We start from the raw sequence: 17,403 nt of genomic DNA, 5'->3' as shown, positions 1-17,403 counted from the left end.
TCAGCCCGTCCGCCGGAGCAGGGACTCGGCCCGCTCCAGCCCGTCCGGCGTGCCGATGTCGATCCAGTCCCCCTCATGGCGCATGCCATAGAGCCGGCCTGCCTCGGCGGCGCGGTCGAAGATCAGGTTCAGCGAGAACGGCCTGACCTCCAGGCCCTCGAAGATGCGCGGGTGCAGGATCTGGACCCCGGCATAGAGGAAGGGGGCGAGGCGGCCGGGCCGGCGCCGGGTGAGGCGGCCGGACGGCGCCATGGTGAAGTCGCCCAGGCCGCGATAACCGATGGCGGTGACCGTGGACTGCATCAGCAGCAGCACATCCATCCGCTCCGGATCCCAGGCGCGTCCCAGCCGCCTGAACGAATCGCCGAAGGCGTCGCGCCAGATGGTGTCGGAATTGACCGACAGGAACGGCTCGCCGCCGAAGCGCTCCAGCGCGTTCAGCACGCCGCCGCCGGTGTCGAGCAGTTCCTCCTCGTGGGAGAATTCGATCTCCGGCGTCTCCCGGCGTTCCAGGTGCTCGCGCAGCATCTCGCCCCTGTAATGCAGGTTGACCACGCAGCGCGTCACCCCCGCGGCGGACAGGCGGTCCAGCACCCGGTCGATCACCGGCCGGCCCGCGACCGATACGAGCGGCTTCGGCCTGGCGCGCGTGACCGCGCCCAGCCGCTTGCCGTAGCCGGCCGCCAGCACCATCGCCTGTGCGGGCAGTTCGGGGTGGACCTGATTGCTCATTCCGGCGTTTCTCCTCGGGCGGCGGGATCGTCGGGCATGTGGCGCTCGAACCACGCCGCGACCGGCTGCAGGGCGGGGTGGCCGAGGTCCCGGCGCAGCAGACGCCACGCGCGGGGCAGCCAGTCCAGATAGCGCGCCTTGCCGTCCCGGCGCCAGAGCCGTGTGAAGACGCCGAGGATCCGCGTGTTGCGCTGTGCGCCCAATGTCGCATAGGCGGCGCGGAAGGGCGCCTCGGCCGCGCCGGTGACGGACAGATAGCGCCGGATCATCCCGTCCTCCAGGACCGCGGGCACGTCGCGGCGCACATCGGCGAGCAGGGAGGCCAGGTCATAGGCCGGATGGCCGCCCACCGCGTCCTGGAAGTCCAGCAGCCCGACCCGGCGCGGGCCGTCGCGGTCGGGCAGCCAGATCAGGTTGTCGACATGGTAGTCGCGGAGCACGAGCGTGTTCTGGCTGTCGGAGGGACAGATCAGCGCTTCGGCCCAGGCGTCGCGGAAGCTGCGGCGTTCGGCCTCGCTCGCCGCCCGCCCGCGTACCTCGGGCAGGCGCCAGTCGAGGAACAGCGCCACCTCGTCCAGCAGCGCCGTCAGATCGTGGCGCGGCAGGTCCGGCGGCGCGGCGCGGCCGGCGAGGCTGACGAGGACGTCGACCGCCGCCGCATAGAGCGCTTCCTCCATCGCGGGGTCGCGGGCGATGACACGCCCGAAAAGATCGTCGCCCAGATCCTCGAGCAGCAGGAAACCCTGTGCCGCGTCGGCGGCCAGAACCTGCGGCGGCGACAGCCGCCATTCCGCCAGCACCTCGGCGACGTGGCGGAAGGGGCGCACGTCCTCCCTGTCCGGCGGCGCGTTCATCAGTACGGCGCGGCGTCCGTCCGGCGCGAAGACGCGGTCATAGCTGCGGAAGGAGGCGTCGGCCGCCAGCGGCTCGATCCGCGCGCCGGCGAAGCCGGCTTCCGTCAGCAGCTTCTTCAGCGCCTGCGACCGTTCAGGCGTCATGGAGCCGCTCCATGAAACCGGATGTCGCCTCGACGGTCAGCCGCCGTCCGTCCCCGGCCGTCTCGATCGCGATCCGCACCGCGTCCGGCGGCGCGAGATCTCCCAGCCGGTCCGGCCATTCCACCAGCGCCACGCCTTCGGCCGCGGCCTCTTCGAAACCGAGTTCCTCGACCTCGCCGGGACCCGACAGGCGGTAGAGATCAAAATGCCAGAGCCGGAAATCCGGCAGGTCGTAGGGCAGGACCAGATTGAACGTCGGGCTCGGCGCGTCAATGGCGCGGCCGGCGAGAGCCTGGATGACGGCGCGGGCCAGCGCGGTCTTGCCCATGCCCAGATCGCCGCTCAGCAGCACCACGTCGCCCGGACGCAGCGCCCGCGCCAGCCGGCGGCCGAAGGCTTCGGTCGCTGCCGGGTCGGGCAGATGGAACTTGGCGCGCCGGACGCTCAAGACCGCAACGGTTCGACAGGCGCGCCGGAGATGCGGATGGTTTCGGTGTCCTCCGGCATCTGGTCGCGGAAGTGGCACACCACGCGGGTGCCCACGCCGACCTCCGAGGTCAGCTCGACCGAGCCGCCGTGCAGCTCCATCAGATTGCGCACCAGGGCGAGGCCCAGCCCCGCGCCCCGCCTCGTGTGGCGCTCGCTGGTGCGGAAGGTCTCGAAGACGCGTTCGCGCTCCTCCTCGGGGATGCCGATGCCGGTATCCTCGACCCAGATGTCCGCCCCGTCCTCGGTGCGCGCCGCGCCGATGGTGATGGCACCGCCGGGTGGCGTGAACTTGACGGCGTTGCTCATCAGGTTGTTCAGGATCTGCTGGATGCGGCGCGGATCCCCGTCCAGCCGGGGCAGGTCGTCGGGCAGTTCGCTGGAGAGCGCGAGCTGGCGGCGCTCGGCGCGCTCGCCGTACTTCTCCTGCACCTGCTCGATGATGTCGGAGACCACGAACACGTCGCGGTCGACCTGAAGATGCCCGGCCTGGATGGAGGCGAGGTCCAGCATGTCGTTGATCATCGACAGGAACTGTTCGGACGCCTCCAGGATGCCGGAGGCGTATTCGCGCTGGCGGTCGTTGAGCGTGCCGAAATAGTCGTTCTGCAGGATCTCGGCGAAGCCGAGGATGGTGTTGAGCGGCGTGCGCAGCTCGTAGGACATGTTTTCCAGGAATTCCGACTTGATCATGTCGGCGGCGACTAGCGCCTCGTTGCGTTCCCGCAGCGCCCGCTCGATGCGGTAGCTGTCGGTGACGTCCAGATAGGTGAACAGCGTGCGCGCGTCCGGCAGGGCCGTGGACGCGGCGTCGATGATCTGCCCGTTCGGGAGTTCGATGCGCCGCTCGCCGGAGCGGATCTCGGTGGCGCTGGCGATCCAGGCGTCGCGCCGGGCGGCAAGCTCCGGCGGATGGCCGAAGCCCTCCAACATGTGATCCACAAGTTCGCGCGCATGGGGTTCGCTGTCGGTGAACTCCCTGGGCAGGTTCCACATGATGCGGTAGCCGGCGTTGCACAGGCTCAGCCGACCGTCCGGGCCGAACACCGCCACCGCCTCGTAGAGATTGTCCAGCGTGGCGCGCTGCACGGCGATGTAGGTGTTCAGGTTCCGCTCCAGGACGATGCGGTCGGTGGCGTCGTCGAACAGGAACATCAGCCCGCCCAGGCCGTGGCGGACGATGGTCACCCGCATCATGCGCTCGTCGGGGCGCTGGTAGAGCTCCTCGACCGGATTGATCAGGCTGTTGAACAGCGCCTCGCGGCTCTTGCGGAACTGGCGGTACTCGGTCTGCTCGGGCAGCTTGCGCAGCTCCTTCACCCGGTCCAGCACCTCGCCGATCGACGGGCCGGAGGCGAGGAACGACTCGTCCAGCCCCCAGAGCGAGCGGAAGGCGCTGTTGGCGTGTATCAGCCGTTTGTCCGCATCGTAGATCGCCACACCGGTCGTGATGTGCTCCAGCATCTCGGTATTGGCTTCGATCTGGCGGCGCATCTCGCGCCGCACCTCGTCGAGCAGGGACATGTCGACGGCATAGCCGGCGGAGCCGCCGTCGGGCAGTTCCGGCGTCTCGAAGACGCGGAAGATGCGGCGCTGGCCCTCGACCACGAAACGGCGTTCCTCCTCGGCGGTTTCGCCGCGGTCGCGGGCTTCCTGCACCAGGCGGATGGGCTGGTCGAGATCGCTGGCCGAGGCGATCTCGTCATCGGTTGCGTCGGGGCCGAGAATGCCCTCCAGCATGCGGTTGCGCCAGACGATGGCGCCGTGGGAATCGCGCCGCCAGGCGGCCACGGGCGCGGCGTTGAGCAGGGCGCGGTAGCCGTCCCGCTCGCGGCCGAGCGCGGCGATCTTGTCGCGCAGCAGCGCCAGCTCGGCTTCCTGGCGTCCGGTCTGCACCGTCCGTTCGCCGCTCTCGCTCTCGAGGATTTCCAGCCGCTCGGCAAAGCCGGCCCGTTCGGCCGCGGCGCGGCGGCGCTGGCCGAGATGAAGCGCCAGCAGCACCAGAAAGGCCGCCGCCGCCACGGCCGCTGCAATCATCCAGCCCGTCGCTGTGGCGCCGTCCGCAAGACCGTCCTGCGCCCTGGCGGGCCAGGCCGCCAGAGCCGATATCGTCGGAACGGTCAGGGCGCCGGCCGGCCATGAGGCGCGGCGGCGGATCGGGGTCGGCGTCATCGATTCGTCCACTCGTGGACCGCCAGATTATGGCCGGGCCACGGGGACCACAACATGTCCCGGCGCCGGACCCGTGGGCCGGCGCCGGAGGTGCGACCTCAGTACCTGTAGTGTTCGGGTTTGTAGGGTCCGCTTTCGGGGATGCCGAGATAGCGGGCCTGGTCGGGGGAGAGCTTCGTCAGGTTGACGCCGAGACGGCCCAGATGCAGCGCGGCGACCTTCTCGTCCAGGTGCTTGGGCAGCACGTAGACCTCCAGGCCGTACTTGGCGTGGTTGCGCCACAGCTCGATCTGCGCCAGCACCTGGTTGGTGAACGACGCGCTCATCACGAAGCTCGGATGACCCGTGGCGCAGCCCAGGTTCACCAGACGCCCCTCGGCCAGCAGGATCAGCCGCTTGCCGTCGGGAAACTCCACCTCGTCGACCTGCGGCTTGACGTTGTGCCAAGTGTAGTTGCGCAGCCCCGAGACCTGGATCTCCGAATCGAAATGGCCGATGTTGCACACGATCGCCCGGTCCTTCATGGCGCGCATGTGCTCGACCGTGATCACGTCCTTGTTGCCCGTCGCGGTGACGAAGATGTCGCCGGACGCCGCCACGTCCTCCATGGTGCGGACCTCGTAGCCCTCCATCGCCGCCTGCAGGGCGCAGATCGGGTCGATCTCGGTCACGACGACGCGCGCGCCCTGGCTGCGCAGGCTCTCCGCCGAGCCCTTGCCCACGTCGCCATAGCCGCAGACCACCGCCAGCTTGCCCGCCAGCATCACGTCGGTGGCCCGCTTGATGCCGTCCACCAGGCTCTCGCGGCAGCCGTAGAGATTGTCGAACTTCGACTTGGTCACCGAATCGTTGACGTTGATCGCCGGCACCTTGAGCGTGCCCGCCCGCGCCATCTCGTAGAGCCGCATGACGCCGGTCGTGGTCTCCTCCGACAGGCCGCGCACGTCGTCCAGCAGTTCGGGGAACTTCTCGTGCATGCGCTGGGTCAGGTCGCCGCCGTCGTCCAGGATCATGTTCGGCCGCCAGCCGTCAGGGCCCTCGATGGTCATGTCGATGGCCCACCAGAACTCGTCGTCGTCCATGCCCTTCCAGGCGAACACCGGCACGCCGGTGGCCGCGATCGCCGCCGCCGCCTGGTCCTGGGTGGAGAAGATGTTGCACGACGACCAGCGCACCTCGGCGCCCAGCGCCGTCAGCGTCTCGATCAGCACCGCCGTCTGGATCGTCATGTGCAGGCAGCCCGCAATCCGCGCCCCAGCCAGCGGCTGCTCCGCGCCGTACTCCTCACGCAGCGCCATCAGACCCGGCATCTCGGTTTCCGCAATGGCGATCTCGCTGCGGCCCCATTGCGCCAGGGTCATGTCCTTCACGCGGCAGTCGGTGGGTGAATGAACGTCCATTTCGCTTCGTTCCTTCGTCGTTGTTGATGTCGGAGATAGCGCGCCGCCGCCCGGACCGGTCATGGCCGGCCCGGGCGGCGGCGTCGAATGAGGGGAGCCGGGCCGGGGCCCGGCGCCGCAGGCGCCTCAGCGCGGCTTGCGGAAGTGCAACACGCCCCAGGCGAGCAGTCCGGCGTCGCCGGCCTTCACCCAGTTGTCCAGCCCCACCAGCATGCGGTCGAGATATTCCTTCGACGACTTCTTCTGCATGCGGTCGTAGTTCTGGGTCAGCACCTCGGCCACCCGGCCGTAGTGATTGGCGATCTGCGGGGTGAAGTCGCGCATCTGCACCTCCTCGAAGCCGGCCTTCTTCGCCGCCTCGCGGTAGAAGGCGAAGGAGCCGAGGCTCTCCAGGTGGATACGCTCGTAGACCGGGCGCAGCGCTTCCGGGTCGTCGACCTCATCGGCCTGCATCGGGTCGGTGAAGACCAGGGAGCCGCCGGGTCGGAGCAGGCGGAAGGCCTCCGCCAGCACCTTCTCGCGCTCGCCCGAATGCAGGAAGGCGTCCTGCGACCAGACGACGTCGAAGCTCGCGTCAGGCTCCGGCACGCTCTCGAAGGCGCCGTGGACGACGCTGACGCGGTCGTCGAGGTCCTGCGCCGCGGTCAGCCGCTCGTTGCGGATGTTCTGCACCCGGGAGATGTTCACGCAGGTCACCGAGCAGTCGAAGGTCCGCGCCAGATAGCGCGCCGCGCCGCCATAGCCCGCGCCCAGGTCGATGATGCGGGTCTCCGGCCGGATCTCGCCGACCGTCTCCGCCATGGTCTCCACGGTGATGCGGCTGGCCTCGCGGATGTCGGGCGAGTTGTCGTAGATGCCGACATGGATGTCCTCGCCGCCCCAGACGTTGAAGTAGAACTCGTCGGCGTCGGAGCTGTCGTAGTAGTCCTCGGCCACCGCCGTGGTCTTGTCGTAGGCGGCCTTGCGCGGGCTGATCTCCTCGACCCCGGCATGGGCCTTGTTGGCGACATGGATGAAGAAATCCGGGTCGGATTCCTGGTAGGTTTCCTTGAAGTCGCCATAGGTCTTGATGGCCTGGAAGCCCGCCTCCCCGATCAGCCGCCGGGTGTAGTTCTTGCGCAGCGGGAACATGTTCAGGTGGTAGACCGACTCGTCGGGGAAGGTGTAGCGGAACCGCGTCAGGCCCTCGTCGACATATTCCGGCTCCGCCGTCACCTGCTCGCCGCAATAGTAGTACTTGTGCTGGGTGCTGAAGCCGTCGTCGAGGATCGAATCGTAGTTGCGCTGGTCCAGGATCAGCACGCCGTCGGGCCCGAGCACCGAGTAGAACTCGGCCAGGGCGCGGCGGCGGTCGGCCTCGTCGTGCAGGTGGGTGAACGAATTGCCCAGGCAGACCACGGCGTCGTAGGTGCCGACGATGTCGCGCGTCAGCCAGCGCCAGTCGGCCTGCACCGTCTTCAGGATCAGGCCGTGCTTCTTGCCGTTCTCGAAGGCCTTGGCCACCATCGCCGCCGAGCCGTCGGCGCTGGTGACGTCGAAGCCGGCCTGCATGAGCTGCACCGAATGGAAGCCCGTGCCGCAGGCGACGTCGAGCACGCGGTTGGCGCCCAGCGCCTGGAGCATCTGGATGAAGAACTTGCCTTCCGAGCGGGCGCGGGCGTCCCAGTCGATCAGCTCGTCCCACTTCTCGACGAAGGACATGACGTATTCGGCCCTGTAGAGGCCGGAATCGCGGTCCGTGGTCTCGTCATCGCTGTAGTCCTGCGCGGTGGCGAGGAGCTCAGGGTTCTGCAGGTCCTGTAGCTGCTGCATGGCGGGTTACTCCAATCACTTGCTTTATCTGGCGCGCGGCGGTCTCTCGCGGCGGCTACTCGGCGGCGGCCACGCCGGCGTCCTGGCGCAGCGCGGCGGCGCGGTCGGTCTTCTCCCAGGTGAAATCGGCGTCGTCGCGGCCGAAATGCCCATAGGCCGCGGTCTTGCGGTAGATCGGGCGGAGCAGGTCGAGCATCTGCACGATGCCCTTCGGGCGCAGGTCGAAATGCTCGCGCACCAGCGCCGAGATCGTGTCCTCGGCGATGCGGCCGGTGCCGAAGGTGTTGACCGCGACGGAGACCGGCTGGCTGACGCCGATGGCGTAGGAAAGCTGGACCTCGCACATTTCCGCCAGTTCCGCGGCGACGATGTTCTTGGCGACATAGCGCGCGGCGTAGGCGGCGGAACGGTCGACCTTGGAGGGGTCCTTGCCCGAGAAGGCGCCGCCGCCGTGACGGCCCATGCCGCCATAGGTGTCGACGATGATCTTGCGCCCCGTCAGGCCGCAGTCGCCGACAGGGCCGCCGATCACGAACTTGCCGGTGGGGTTGATGTGATAGGTGATGTCGCCGGCGTCGTAGCGTCCGGGAAGCACGGGCTTGACGATCTCCTCGATCACCGCCTCGCGGATGGTCGCGTGGTCGACGCCGTCGTCATGCTGGGTCGAGAGCACGATCGCGTCCACGGCCGTCGGCCGGTCGTTCTCGTAGCGCACGGAAACCTGGCTCTTCACGTCGGGACGCAGCCAGGGCAGCTTGCCGGCGCGCCGCACTTCGGCCTGCTTGCGGGTCAGCTTGTGGGCCAGATCGATGGGCAGCGGCATCAGGTGCTCGGTCTCGCGGCAGGCGAAGCCGAACATCAGCCCCTGGTCGCCGGCGCCCTGGTCGAGGTCGAGGCCCGTGCCCTCGTCGACGCCCTGGGCGATGTCCGGCGACTGCTTGTCCAGCGCGATGAGCACCGCGCAGCCATCGGCGTCGAAGCCGTAGCGCGGATCGTCATAGCCGATGTCGCGGATCGTCTGACGGACCACGTCGGTGTAGTCGACCTTCGCCGTCGAGGTGATCTCGCCGGAGACCACCACCATGCCGGTGTTGAGCATGGTCTCGCAGGCCGAACGGGACTTCGGGTCCTCCGCCAGCAGGGCGTCGAGAATGGCGTCCGAGATGTTGTCGGCCATCTTGTCGGGATGGCCCTCGCCCACGGATTCGGAGGTGAAGATGTAATTGCGCGACATGTCCTGTTTTCCTCGTCTTGCGTTTCCGGCGGCCGGCCGCGGCGGACCGATCAAGCCTCCTCCGGCCCCGCCCCTCGCGAAACGCGGCCTGAAAAGATCAAGAACTCGTGGCGGGCGTGCCACGAATTCCGTCAATACAGCGTTCTGTCATGTGCAATCGCCCAGAATAGCCACCCATGGAAGGCCCACGGATGCACACATACAGCAGCTTCCGATTTGTTTTTCGACGTTCAGTTGGCGATTACCGTCATCGGATGGACTAGTCCCATCGGTTTGAATTTATAACCTTTGACATCAATTTTTTTTGTGTTATAGGTCATGGGTTCCGTTACTTGTGGTGACGGATTTCGGAAATTTCCTTGCAGAGCAATGGCTTGGCCAATCCCGGTCCGCCGGGGAGCGCGAACCTGCGTCGAATCCCGGCGGACGCGGCCCGGCCGCGCGGCTTCACGCGCCGCACCGGATGTCGCAAATACGACATCCGACGCCGTTTTCGGCCCGAGCCTGTCGCACATGCGACACCTGTCTGTCGTTTCCGGACAAGAAAAAAGCCGGCCCCGTCGCCGGGACCGGCTCCTCGATATCCGCGTCCGGCCGGTCCGTCCCGGCCGGCCGTCCGTTGTCCGGATCAGTACCTGTAGTGTTCGGGTTTGTAGGGTCCGCTTTCGGGGATGCCGAGATAGCGGGCCTGGTCGGGGGAGAGCTTCGTCAGGTTGACGCCGAGACGGCCCAGATGCAGCGCGGCGACCTTCTCGTCCAGGTGCTTGGGCAGCACGTAGACCTCCAGGCCGTACTTGGCGTGGTTGCGCCACAGCTCGATCTGCGCCAGCACCTGGTTGGTGAACGACGCGCTCATCACGAAGCTCGGATGACCCGTGGCGCAGCCCAGGTTCACCAGACGCCCCTCGGCCAGCAGGATCAGCCGCTTGCCGTCGGGAAACTCCACCTCGTCGACCTGCGGCTTGACGTTGTGCCAAGTGTAGTTGCGCAGCCCCGAGACCTGGATCTCCGAATCGAAATGGCCGATGTTGCACACGATCGCCCGGTCCTTCATGGCGCGCATGTGCTCGACCGTGATCACGTCCTTGTTGCCCGTCGCGGTGACGAAGATGTCGCCGGACGCCGCCACGTCCTCCATGGTGCGGACCTCGTAGCCCTCCATCGCCGCCTGCAGGGCGCAGATCGGGTCGATCTCGGTCACGACGACGCGCGCGCCCTGGCTGCGCAGGCTCTCCGCCGAGCCCTTGCCCACGTCGCCATAGCCGCAGACCACCGCCAGCTTGCCCGCCAGCATCACGTCGGTGGCCCGCTTGATGCCGTCCACCAGGCTCTCGCGGCAGCCGTAGAGATTGTCGAACTTCGACTTGGTCACCGAATCGTTGACGTTGATCGCCGGCACCTTGAGCGTGCCCGCCCGCGCCATCTCGTAGAGCCGCATGACGCCGGTCGTGGTCTCCTCCGACAGGCCGCGCACGTCGTCCAGCAGTTCGGGGAACTTCTCGTGCATGCGCTGGGTCAGGTCGCCGCCGTCGTCCAGGATCATGTTCGGCCGCCAGCCGTCAGGGCCCTCGATGGTCATGTCGATGGCCCACCAGAACTCGTCGTCGTCCATGCCCTTCCAGGCGAACACCGGCACGCCGGTGGCCGCGATCGCCGCCGCCGCCTGGTCCTGGGTGGAGAAGATGTTGCACGACGACCAGCGCACCTCGGCGCCCAGCGCCGTCAGCGTCTCGATCAGCACCGCCGTCTGGATCGTCATGTGCAGGCAGCCCGCAATCCGCGCCCCAGCCAGCGGCTGCTCCGCGCCGTACTCCTCACGCAGCGCCATCAGACCCGGCATCTCGGTCTGGGCGATCTCGATTTCCTTGCGCCCCCAGTCGGCAAGTGAAATGTCGGCAACCTTGTAGTCTGACGATCCGCTCATGGTTTTCTCGCTCCGCTGGCAGAGGGGCGCGGCGGACCCGGCCGCGCGCGCGTGGAATTCGCGCGTATGTAGCGCCTCGGCGGGTAGAGGTCCACCTCGACAGCGCGCGGCGGCGGCGCTATCCACGCAGCGTTCGCGCGCTGACGCGCCGGCAGGGAGTGGAAGGTCCATGGAGACGCCCGCCACGACGGCGAAGAGGATGGCGGACGCTGTGCGCACCAGCCGCCGCGACTGTCCCCAGTGCGGCGCCGACAATGCAGCCCGGCCGCCGCGCCATGTCCGGGACGGCTGGCGGATCAAGACCTGCGCCGCCTGCGGCTTCGTCTATCTGGAAAACGCGCCGGTCTATGACGAGCTGTTCGACAACATGGCCTGGCAGACCACCTGGCGGGCGGAGGCGAAGCGCCGGGCGGCGGCCCGGCCCGTGGGCTACCGCCTGTCGCGCCTGACCCGGTTCCGCCTGCACATGTTCCCGCGCAGGCGCGTCGGCGAACTTTTGCTGCGCCACGCCGCACCGGGCCCTGTGATCGACATCGGCTGCGGCGACGGCAAGCAGTTCCGCGATCTCGACCCGCGCTTCACGCCCTACGGCGTCGAGATCGACCGCGGCGCGGCGGCCCGGGCCGGGGCCGCCTTCGCCCCGCGCGGCGGCGCGGCGGTCAACGCCGCCTCCCTGCACGGGCTCGCCGCTTTCGAGGCCGGCTTCTTCACCGGGGCGGTGCTGCGCTCCTATCTGGAACACGAGACGCAACCAGCCGAGGTACTGGCGGCGCTGGCGCGGGTCATGGCGCCGGGCGGCGTGGCGATTATCAAGGTGCCGAACCATGCCTGCCTGATGCGGCATGTCCTGGGGCTGGACTGGCCGGGTTACCGTTTTCCCGACCACGTCAACTATTTCACGCCCGCCAGCCTGGAGCGCATGGTCCGCGCTGCCGGCTTCGAGGTGCGCCGCTTCGGCCTGACCGACCGCCTGCCCACCTCCGACAACATGTGGCTGATCGCCGAACGTCGGTGAGGGATCAACGCCGTCGAACCGCCGCCGCCAATGAAGATGGCTACTATCGAATTCGGCGATACTTTCCTTTCCCCAGGAATTCGATCTCGCCCTGATCCCTGAGATACTGAAGGCGTTGCCGTACCTTCTGTTTGATGTGCTCGTTCTTCGGGAATTGGTCCTCGAGGTATTTTTGGAAGATATAGACATCGGAAAGTTCGAACATATCGCCTGTCGACCATCGACTATGGATGATGCTTCGAAGGGCCTTGTCCCATTTGGCATTCGATTCGCGGTTTGTCGCAGGTGATTTCGCTTTTCTGGGTCTTTTCGAATTCATCGTCGGTTCCGCGTCCAGGCGCACGACCTTGCCTTCCAGCTCCGGAGAAGGGGCGGCGTAGCGCTCGAATACGCGCGGGTCGTGACCGGGCACGATCCAGGCCGGGTCGTCGGCCAGGCGGCGCATGATGCGGAAGGCGTCGAGCATCTCGCCCTGGTTCCAGACGATGACGAAGGGCCGGTCGGCCTCCATGTTCTCGTAATAATGGCTGGCGTCGGAGGCGAGCACGATCCAGCCGATGCGCGTCATCACGCGCACCACCTGCAGCCCCGCCGTGTGCCCGCCGACCCAGTGGACCGACAGGCCGGGCTCCAGCTCCGCCTCGCCGTCGTGAAACTCCACCCGCCCCTCGAAGACGCGGAAGACAAGGTCGGCGATGTGCTCGGGGGTGTAGGCGTGGGCGATCGCCGGGCGCGTCATCTGCCGGCCCGTGGCGTAGGCCATCTCCCGGTCCTGCAGATGGAAGCGGGCGGCGGGGAAATGCTCGTAGCCGCCGATATGGTCGTAGTGCAGGTGGGTGACGATGACGTCTTCGACCTGGTGGCTGTCGACGCCGACCAGCGCCAGTCCCTCGCGCACCGTGCGCACCAGCCGGCGGTTGCGGCGCCCGGCGTCGAGCGCGTCGAAGCCGGTGTCGACCACCCAGACCTTGCCGTCGCGCTTCAGCGCCCAGACGAAGTAGTCCATGTCCATGGGCGCGTCATGCGGGTCGCCGCCGATGAAGTGATCGCCGCGGCGCGCCTCCCGCTCGGCGTACTTGATGGCGTAGACCTCGAATTCGTGTGGCGTCGTCATGGCTGCCTCCCCCGCTTCCCGTTCGATTTTCCGCTAGTCTGGCGCAATTCACCGCGCGAGGGGAGAGAACCATGAGCGACGAGCTGTTCGAGAAGGGTCTGAAGATCCGCAAGGAGGTGCTGGGCGAGGCCTATGTCGACAAGACCATGGGCGCAGCCGACGCCTTCAACCGCGACTTCCAGCACTGGGTAACGGCCAGCGCCTGGGGCGCGGCCTGGGGGCAGGAGACGCTCTCGCGCCGCGACCGCAGCCTGCTCAACCTGGTGATGCTGGCCGCGCTCGGCCGGGGCACGGAGTTCAAGCTGCACGTCAAGGGCGCCGTCAACAACGGTGTGACCCTGGCCGAGATGAAGGACGCGCTGCTGCACATGACCGTCTATTGCGGCGCGCCCGCCGGGGTCGAGGCCTTCCGCCTCGCCCGCCAGGCGCTGGAGGAAATCGGCGTCGACCCGGCGGAGGCGGACCAGGCCCCTACCTGACCCGCGCCATGACCTGATCGGCGAAGTCGCGGAAATTGGCGCGCATGTGCGCCGCGGGCGGCAGCAGGGTGACCTCCTTCAGCCCGGCCTGTTCGAGCTGACCCAGCCGCTCGACGATCTCGTCGGGCTCGCCCACCAGGCCGCCGGCGATGCGGATCATGTCGGGCGTGACGAAGCGGCGCTCCTCCGGCGGACAGAACGCGCAATGGCCGCGGTGCAGCATCTGGTGGCGGCGCGCCGCCGGCATCGTTGCCTCGACATGAGCCTTGTAGTCCTCCCAGGTGCCGCGCACCCGGTCGGAGACGAAATCGTCCCGGCCCCGTTCCTGATAAAGCTCGTACCAGTAGTGCAGGGTGGAGACGACCGCCGAATCCACCTCGTCGATGACCCGCTCGTCGGTGAGCGTCTCGCCGGGCCTGAGCACGCAGGCGAAGGTGAGCGCGGCGGTGTGGAAGTCGTCGCCGAGCTCGCGTCCCGCCTCTGCCGCGCCTTCGCGCGCGGTCTCCAGGTTCCTGGCCAGCACGCCCAGCGGCTCGTTGCCCGCGCAGATGCGCCCGTCGCCAAAGGCCCCGGCGGCGCGCAGCGCCTTCGGGCCGTTGGCGGCGACGTAGATGTCGACGTGGTCGTCCAGGTTGAGGCAATCCAGCTCCCGGTCGAGGAAGCGGATCGGGCGGACCTCGCCATTGTGCTCGAACTCGACCTCCTCGCCGGCAAGCAGGCCGCGGACGACGCGCAGATAGTCGCGGAAGGCCTTCGCCTTCACCGGCCGGGCGCCCATGATGCGCATCGCCGTGTGGCCGGTGCCGATGCCGATGAAGGTCCGGCCCGGGGCCAGCCTGTTGATCGAGGCGATGGAATGTGCGGTCACCGGCGCCAGCCGCGTCCCGGCGATGGCGACGCCGGTGCCCAGGCGGATGCGGCTGGTGTGGTGCGCCGCCAGCGCCAGGGTGGCGTAGCAGTCCGACCAGATCATCTGGCTGTCGGGCGCCCAGCCGTGGTCGTAGCCGAGCGCCTCCAGCTCCCGGAAGATCGCCCAGTCGTCGATCTTCGTCGCCACCATGCCGCCGAACTTCATCGCCGTCCTCCCCTTCGTTCCCTGCGTAGGGGCAGGATGGCACGCCGGACGGGCTTGGCAACGCCCCGGAGTCCCGGGACCCCGGATCAGGTTCAGATCACGGGATCGGCGACGGGGGGCCGCATCTCCGGCGGCAGGGGCTTCACCTCGAGCCCCTCGCAGGCCCCCATGAGAGTAAGCAACGCGGCCACGAACGTCAGGCGGATCAGTTTCGTCATCTCGGTCTCCGGTATGTGAGGCGGGCCATGCCTGCGAACCGGAGAGATGGTTCCGCCCCTGCGCCGCAGCCAGTCCGGAGCGATCACAAGCGCGTGGTGGCCAGCCCTCGTCGTGGCTTACCGCGGTGAGGGCGATTCCATCGGCGGGATGTTGCGGGGCGGGATGGGGTCGCGGTCCAGGCCGGCGCAGCCGGCGGCGAGGGCCAGCGCCGCGGCCGCCGCGATGATCAGGGTCAGGCGTTTCATGACTTCGACTCCACTTCTGTTCCGGCCATTCGCGGCCAGATGGGCGGTGGATCGGCCCGCCCCAACGCACGGGCCCCTCACGATTTCTTGCGTCGCGGCGGGTGATCCGGCGCGCGGGGTCACCCTGGATCGGGGCTGGCGATTTCGGGACGGTCTTCCGGCGGCAGCGGCTTGACCTCGATCCCCTCGCAGGCCGCGAGCAGCAGCAGCGGGGCGAGAAGCAGCGTCAGGCGAAGTGCGTTCTTCGGGGGGTCTCCGGACGAAGGCGGGCCATGCCTCGGACGGAGAAATGGGGCGATGCGCCGCCGCGGCCAACGATCCGCGGTTCACAAGCGCGTGGCGTCCCGGGGGCTGGACACCCATTCTCCACGCCTGCGGGCCAAGTCTGCATGGCGAGTTCAATCGGAGGCGATATCAACGAAACCATGCTCGACGTCCCGGCAACGCGAGAAATCGGCGATGCCAGTGACGCCCGGCGCGCCGTCAGACGTCAGGGCGAGCGACTTGCCGCATCGCAGCCATATATTGACGTCCGCGCCCACAAACTCGATCTCGCGAATCTTGGTGCCCTGCGGCGTTAGCGCCTTGTACCAGCGGAAGCTGCCGTTCGACCTCTCGCCCGGCAGAGAAGGCGCGAATCCGGCGATATGGTCGGCGGAAAAGTGTGCGACGATCTGAAAATACTCTTCAGAGCCGTCCGCCAGTTCACTCAGCCTCAGGTCGTTGTGATAGCCCCAGACCGCAATCTCGGCGCAGTTGGCGGTCATTGCGATCTGCATCAGCCAGCCGGGATTCCAGAATTCTCCCAAGACCTTGCCGGTGCGGTCGAGGACAAGCAACGCGGAGGCCAGCCAGTTGATGTCGTGCGCCGTCGCGAAAACCCTGTAGTCGCCGTCCGGCTGGCAGCGGTCGACCGCCAATGACGAAATGCGCATCCGGCTCGAGCTGCCGCCGCCGAAGGGATAGATCGTGGGCAGTTCGTACTGCCAGACAAGCGCGCCGCGGCTGTCATATCCGCGCAGGCTCCCCCCGCCGATTCGTCAGCTTCCTGCGCGACCACGACATGGCCGCCGCCCGCAACCTCCGTCACCTCCGCAAGAGAGACCGACCTCGGGAACGCCTTGTGCCAGAGCGGATTTCCGGCGGCATCGAAGGCAACAACGCTGCGACCCTCGCGCTGGACCAGCACATCTACTATTTCCGGCCTTTCGCGCCCCGTGACGACGCGGACGAGTTCTTCAGTGGCGGTGAGTGCATGCGGCGCCACGTCCACGATCAGTAGCGCCACGATGGCGAAGCCCCCCGCGCCGCGCTTGGTACGGTGTTTCAGGAAACTGTAAACCACGTAACCGGCGCCAGCTGCGGCAAGGACGATCTTTGTCAGGACCAGGACGAGGGACCAGTCCATGGCGGCTCCGGAGTGGAAGGGACGTTCAACCGGCGGGCGAACCAGTGTATCAATCAGCCATGGTACAAAAAAAGATGAGCGGGGAAAGCTTTCGCGAGGACACGCGCCGGGCCGGGCTGCCGCCCGCGCTGGTGAAGGAGCTGACGCGCCAGGACGACGCCAAGGGCTGGGCCGGCGTGGCCGAGCTGTTCGGCGCCATCGCGCTGATCCTCGGGCTGGCGCTCTGGGCCTGGCATCCGGCGGTGACGGTGCTCGCCATGCTGCTGATCGCGACGCGCCAGCAGGCCTGTTTCGTCATCGCCCATGACGCCGCGCATTACCGCCTGCTGAAAGACCGCCGCTGGAACGACATCGTGGGCCGGATCGCCGGCGGCATCGTCGGCATCTCCATGCCGACCTACCGCGTGGTCCACCGGCTGCACCACAATCACCTGTACGGGAAGCAGGACCCGGACATCCCGCTCAACGCCGGCTATCCGCGCGGGCGGGCCTACCTGCTGAAGAAGCTGTTCTTCGACCTGTTCGGGGTGACCGCCTGGAAGACCTACCGCTACTTCTTCGGCGCGCCGGCGATCAATGCGGCGGCGGGCGGGCCGAACAGGCCGCTGGACGACACCTCGCCCGCGCTCCGCGCCGCCGCCCGGGCCGACCGCTGGTGGGTGCTGGGCTTCCACGCGGCGATGCCTCTGGCCGCCTTCGCCGGCGGATTCCTGCTCGAGTACCTGCTGCTCTGGGCGGTGCCGCTGGTGACCTTCCTGCAGCCGCTGCTCCGGCTCCGCGCGATCTGCGAGCATGGCGCGGTGACGGATTTCGCCTCGCCGCTGACCGCGGCCCGGACCAATCTGGGGCCCCGCTGGCTGCTCTGGCTGTTCTTCCCCTTCAACGTGAACTTCCACGTCGAGCACCACATGTACCCGGCCATTCCCTTCTACAATCTGCCCGCCGCGCACCGGGCGATGAAAGCGCACGGCGTGCTGGACAAGGCCGAGGTCCGCGACGTGCGCGAGACCCTGGGCCTGGTCATGGCCGACCGCCCCGCGCGGGAAGCAGCCCCGGCCTGACGCCGCGGCGATTGCAGCCCGGCCCGGCC

General features: G+C 68.0%; 15 protein-coding genes. 4 read left to right on the top strand and 11 right to left on the bottom strand.

The window, feature by feature from the left end:
* The 8 genes from TEF_00805 to TEF_00770 form a co-directional block, all read right to left on the bottom strand.
* Entirely contained in the window at positions 1–732 is a 732-nt protein-coding gene (locus TEF_00805) for a hypothetical protein (GenBank protein ID ANK79489.1), read from the bottom strand.
* The gene (locus TEF_00800) at positions 729–1,730 is read right to left on the bottom strand and encodes a hypothetical protein (GenBank protein ID ANK79488.1); all 1,002 of its coding nucleotides are present in this window, start codon (positions 1,728–1,730) and stop codon (positions 729–731) included. The genes TEF_00805 and TEF_00800 overlap by 4 nt, the downstream gene beginning before the upstream one ends.
* The gene (locus TEF_00795; protein ID ANK79487.1) at positions 1,720–2,178 is read right to left on the bottom strand and encodes a tRNA (N6-adenosine(37)-N6)-threonylcarbamoyltransferase complex ATPase TsaE; all 459 of its coding nucleotides are present in this window, start codon (positions 2,176–2,178) and stop codon (positions 1,720–1,722) included. Before TEF_00795 ends, TEF_00800 begins: the two co-directional genes overlap by 11 nt.
* On the bottom strand, positions 2,175–4,400 hold the full coding sequence (locus TEF_00790) for a hypothetical protein (protein ANK79486.1): 2,226 nt from the start codon (positions 4,398–4,400) through the stop codon (positions 2,175–2,177). Before TEF_00790 ends, TEF_00795 begins: the two co-directional genes overlap by 4 nt.
* Positions 4,401–4,486: 86 nt before the next feature.
* On the bottom strand, positions 4,487–5,788 hold the full coding sequence (locus TEF_00785) for an adenosylhomocysteinase (protein ID ANK79485.1): 1,302 nt from the start codon (positions 5,786–5,788) through the stop codon (positions 4,487–4,489).
* 126 nt (positions 5,789–5,914) lie between these two features.
* Positions 5,915–7,600: an SAM-dependent methyltransferase gene (locus TEF_00780; protein ANK79484.1), complete on the bottom strand. Its 1,686-nt coding sequence runs from the start codon at positions 7,598–7,600 to the stop codon at positions 5,915–5,917.
* A gap of 55 nt (positions 7,601–7,655) precedes the next feature.
* The gene (locus TEF_00775) at positions 7,656–8,834 is read right to left on the bottom strand and encodes a methionine adenosyltransferase (GenBank protein ID ANK79483.1); all 1,179 of its coding nucleotides are present in this window, start codon (positions 8,832–8,834) and stop codon (positions 7,656–7,658) included.
* 628 nt (positions 8,835–9,462) lie between these two features.
* Complete coding sequence (locus tag TEF_00770) at positions 9,463–10,758, bottom strand: adenosylhomocysteinase (protein ANK79482.1); 1,296 nt, start codon at positions 10,756–10,758, stop codon at positions 9,463–9,465.
* A 169-nt stretch (positions 10,759–10,927) separates the two neighbouring features.
* On the opposite strand from TEF_00770, the gene TEF_00765 reads away from it, so the two are divergent.
* Positions 10,928–11,773 carry a hypothetical protein gene (locus TEF_00765; GenBank protein ANK79481.1) on the top strand — a complete coding sequence of 282 codons (846 nt, stop codon included), beginning with the start codon at positions 10,928–10,930 and terminating at the stop codon, positions 11,771–11,773.
* A 43-nt stretch (positions 11,774–11,816) separates the two neighbouring features.
* Here the strand turns inward: TEF_00765 and TEF_00760 are convergent, their stop codons facing one another.
* Entirely contained in the window at positions 11,817–12,887 is a 1,071-nt protein-coding gene (locus TEF_00760) for a hypothetical protein (protein ANK79480.1), read from the bottom strand.
* A 71-nt stretch (positions 12,888–12,958) separates the two neighbouring features.
* Between TEF_00760 and TEF_00755 the strand changes: the two genes are divergently transcribed.
* Positions 12,959–13,366, top strand: coding sequence for a 4-carboxymuconolactone decarboxylase (locus TEF_00755; protein ANK79479.1), 408 nt, complete (start codon positions 12,959–12,961; stop codon positions 13,364–13,366).
* Here the strand turns inward: TEF_00755 and TEF_00750 are convergent.
* Both TEF_00750 and TEF_00745 read right to left on the bottom strand, forming a co-directional pair.
* On the bottom strand, positions 13,359–14,441 hold the full coding sequence (locus TEF_00750) for a hypothetical protein (GenBank protein ID ANK79478.1): 1,083 nt from the start codon (positions 14,439–14,441) through the stop codon (positions 13,359–13,361). The genes TEF_00755 and TEF_00750 overlap by 8 nt on opposite strands.
* Positions 14,442–15,303: 862 nt before the next feature.
* Positions 15,304–15,840: a hypothetical protein gene (locus TEF_00745; protein ANK79477.1), complete on the bottom strand. Its 537-nt coding sequence runs from the start codon at positions 15,838–15,840 to the stop codon at positions 15,304–15,306.
* 128 nt (positions 15,841–15,968) lie between these two features.
* Here TEF_00745 and TEF_00740 point away from each other — a divergent pair, with 128 nt between their 5' ends.
* Positions 15,969–16,187, top strand: a complete 219-nt coding sequence (locus TEF_00740; GenBank protein ID ANK79476.1) for a hypothetical protein — start codon at positions 15,969–15,971, stop codon at positions 16,185–16,187.
* 185 nt (positions 16,188–16,372) lie between these two features.
* Positions 16,373–17,374 (top strand): hypothetical protein, encoded by a 1,002-nt coding sequence (locus TEF_00735; GenBank protein ID ANK79475.1) that lies wholly within the window; start codon positions 16,373–16,375, stop codon positions 17,372–17,374.
* Positions 17,375–17,403: the final 29 nt, after the last annotated feature.

The organism is Rhizobiales bacterium NRL2 (assembly GCA_001664005.1).
Classification (GTDB): Bacteria; Pseudomonadota; Alphaproteobacteria; order Minwuiales; family Minwuiaceae; genus Minwuia.
This window is presented reverse-complemented; position numbering and strand designations above follow the sequence as displayed.

What these genes read in the sequence shown, in the direction of transcription:
- TEF_00805 (ANK79489.1), bottom strand. Translation starts at nt 732, where the DNA reads ATGAGCAATCAGGTCCACCCCGAACTGCCCGCACAGGCGATGGTGCTG.
- TEF_00800 (ANK79488.1), bottom strand. Translation starts at nt 1,730, where the DNA reads ATGACGCCTGAACGGTCGCAGGCGCTGAAGAAGCTGCTGACGGAAGCC.
- TEF_00785 (ANK79485.1), bottom strand. Translation starts at nt 5,788, where the DNA reads ATGGACGTTCATTCACCCACCGACTGCCGCGTGAAGGACATGACCCTG.
- TEF_00780 (ANK79484.1), bottom strand. Translation starts at nt 7,600, where the DNA reads ATGCAGCAGCTACAGGACCTGCAGAACCCTGAGCTCCTCGCCACCGCG.
- TEF_00775 (ANK79483.1), bottom strand. Translation starts at nt 8,834, where the DNA reads ATGTCGCGCAATTACATCTTCACCTCCGAATCCGTGGGCGAGGGCCAT.
- TEF_00770 (ANK79482.1), bottom strand. Translation starts at nt 10,758, where the DNA reads ATGAGCGGATCGTCAGACTACAAGGTTGCCGACATTTCACTTGCCGAC.
- TEF_00765 (ANK79481.1), top strand. Translation starts at nt 10,928, where the DNA reads ATGGAGACGCCCGCCACGACGGCGAAGAGGATGGCGGACGCTGTGCGC.
- TEF_00760 (ANK79480.1), bottom strand. Translation starts at nt 12,887, where the DNA reads ATGACGACGCCACACGAATTCGAGGTCTACGCCATCAAGTACGCCGAG.
- TEF_00755 (ANK79479.1), top strand. Translation starts at nt 12,959, where the DNA reads ATGAGCGACGAGCTGTTCGAGAAGGGTCTGAAGATCCGCAAGGAGGTG.
- TEF_00750 (ANK79478.1), bottom strand. Translation starts at nt 14,441, where the DNA reads ATGAAGTTCGGCGGCATGGTGGCGACGAAGATCGACGACTGGGCGATC.
- TEF_00745 (ANK79477.1), bottom strand. Translation starts at nt 15,840, where the DNA reads ATGCGCATTTCGTCATTGGCGGTCGACCGCTGCCAGCCGGACGGCGAC.
- TEF_00740 (ANK79476.1), top strand. Translation starts at nt 15,969, where the DNA reads ATGGCCGCCGCCCGCAACCTCCGTCACCTCCGCAAGAGAGACCGACCT.
- TEF_00735 (ANK79475.1), top strand. Translation starts at nt 16,373, where the DNA reads ATGGTACAAAAAAAGATGAGCGGGGAAAGCTTTCGCGAGGACACGCGC.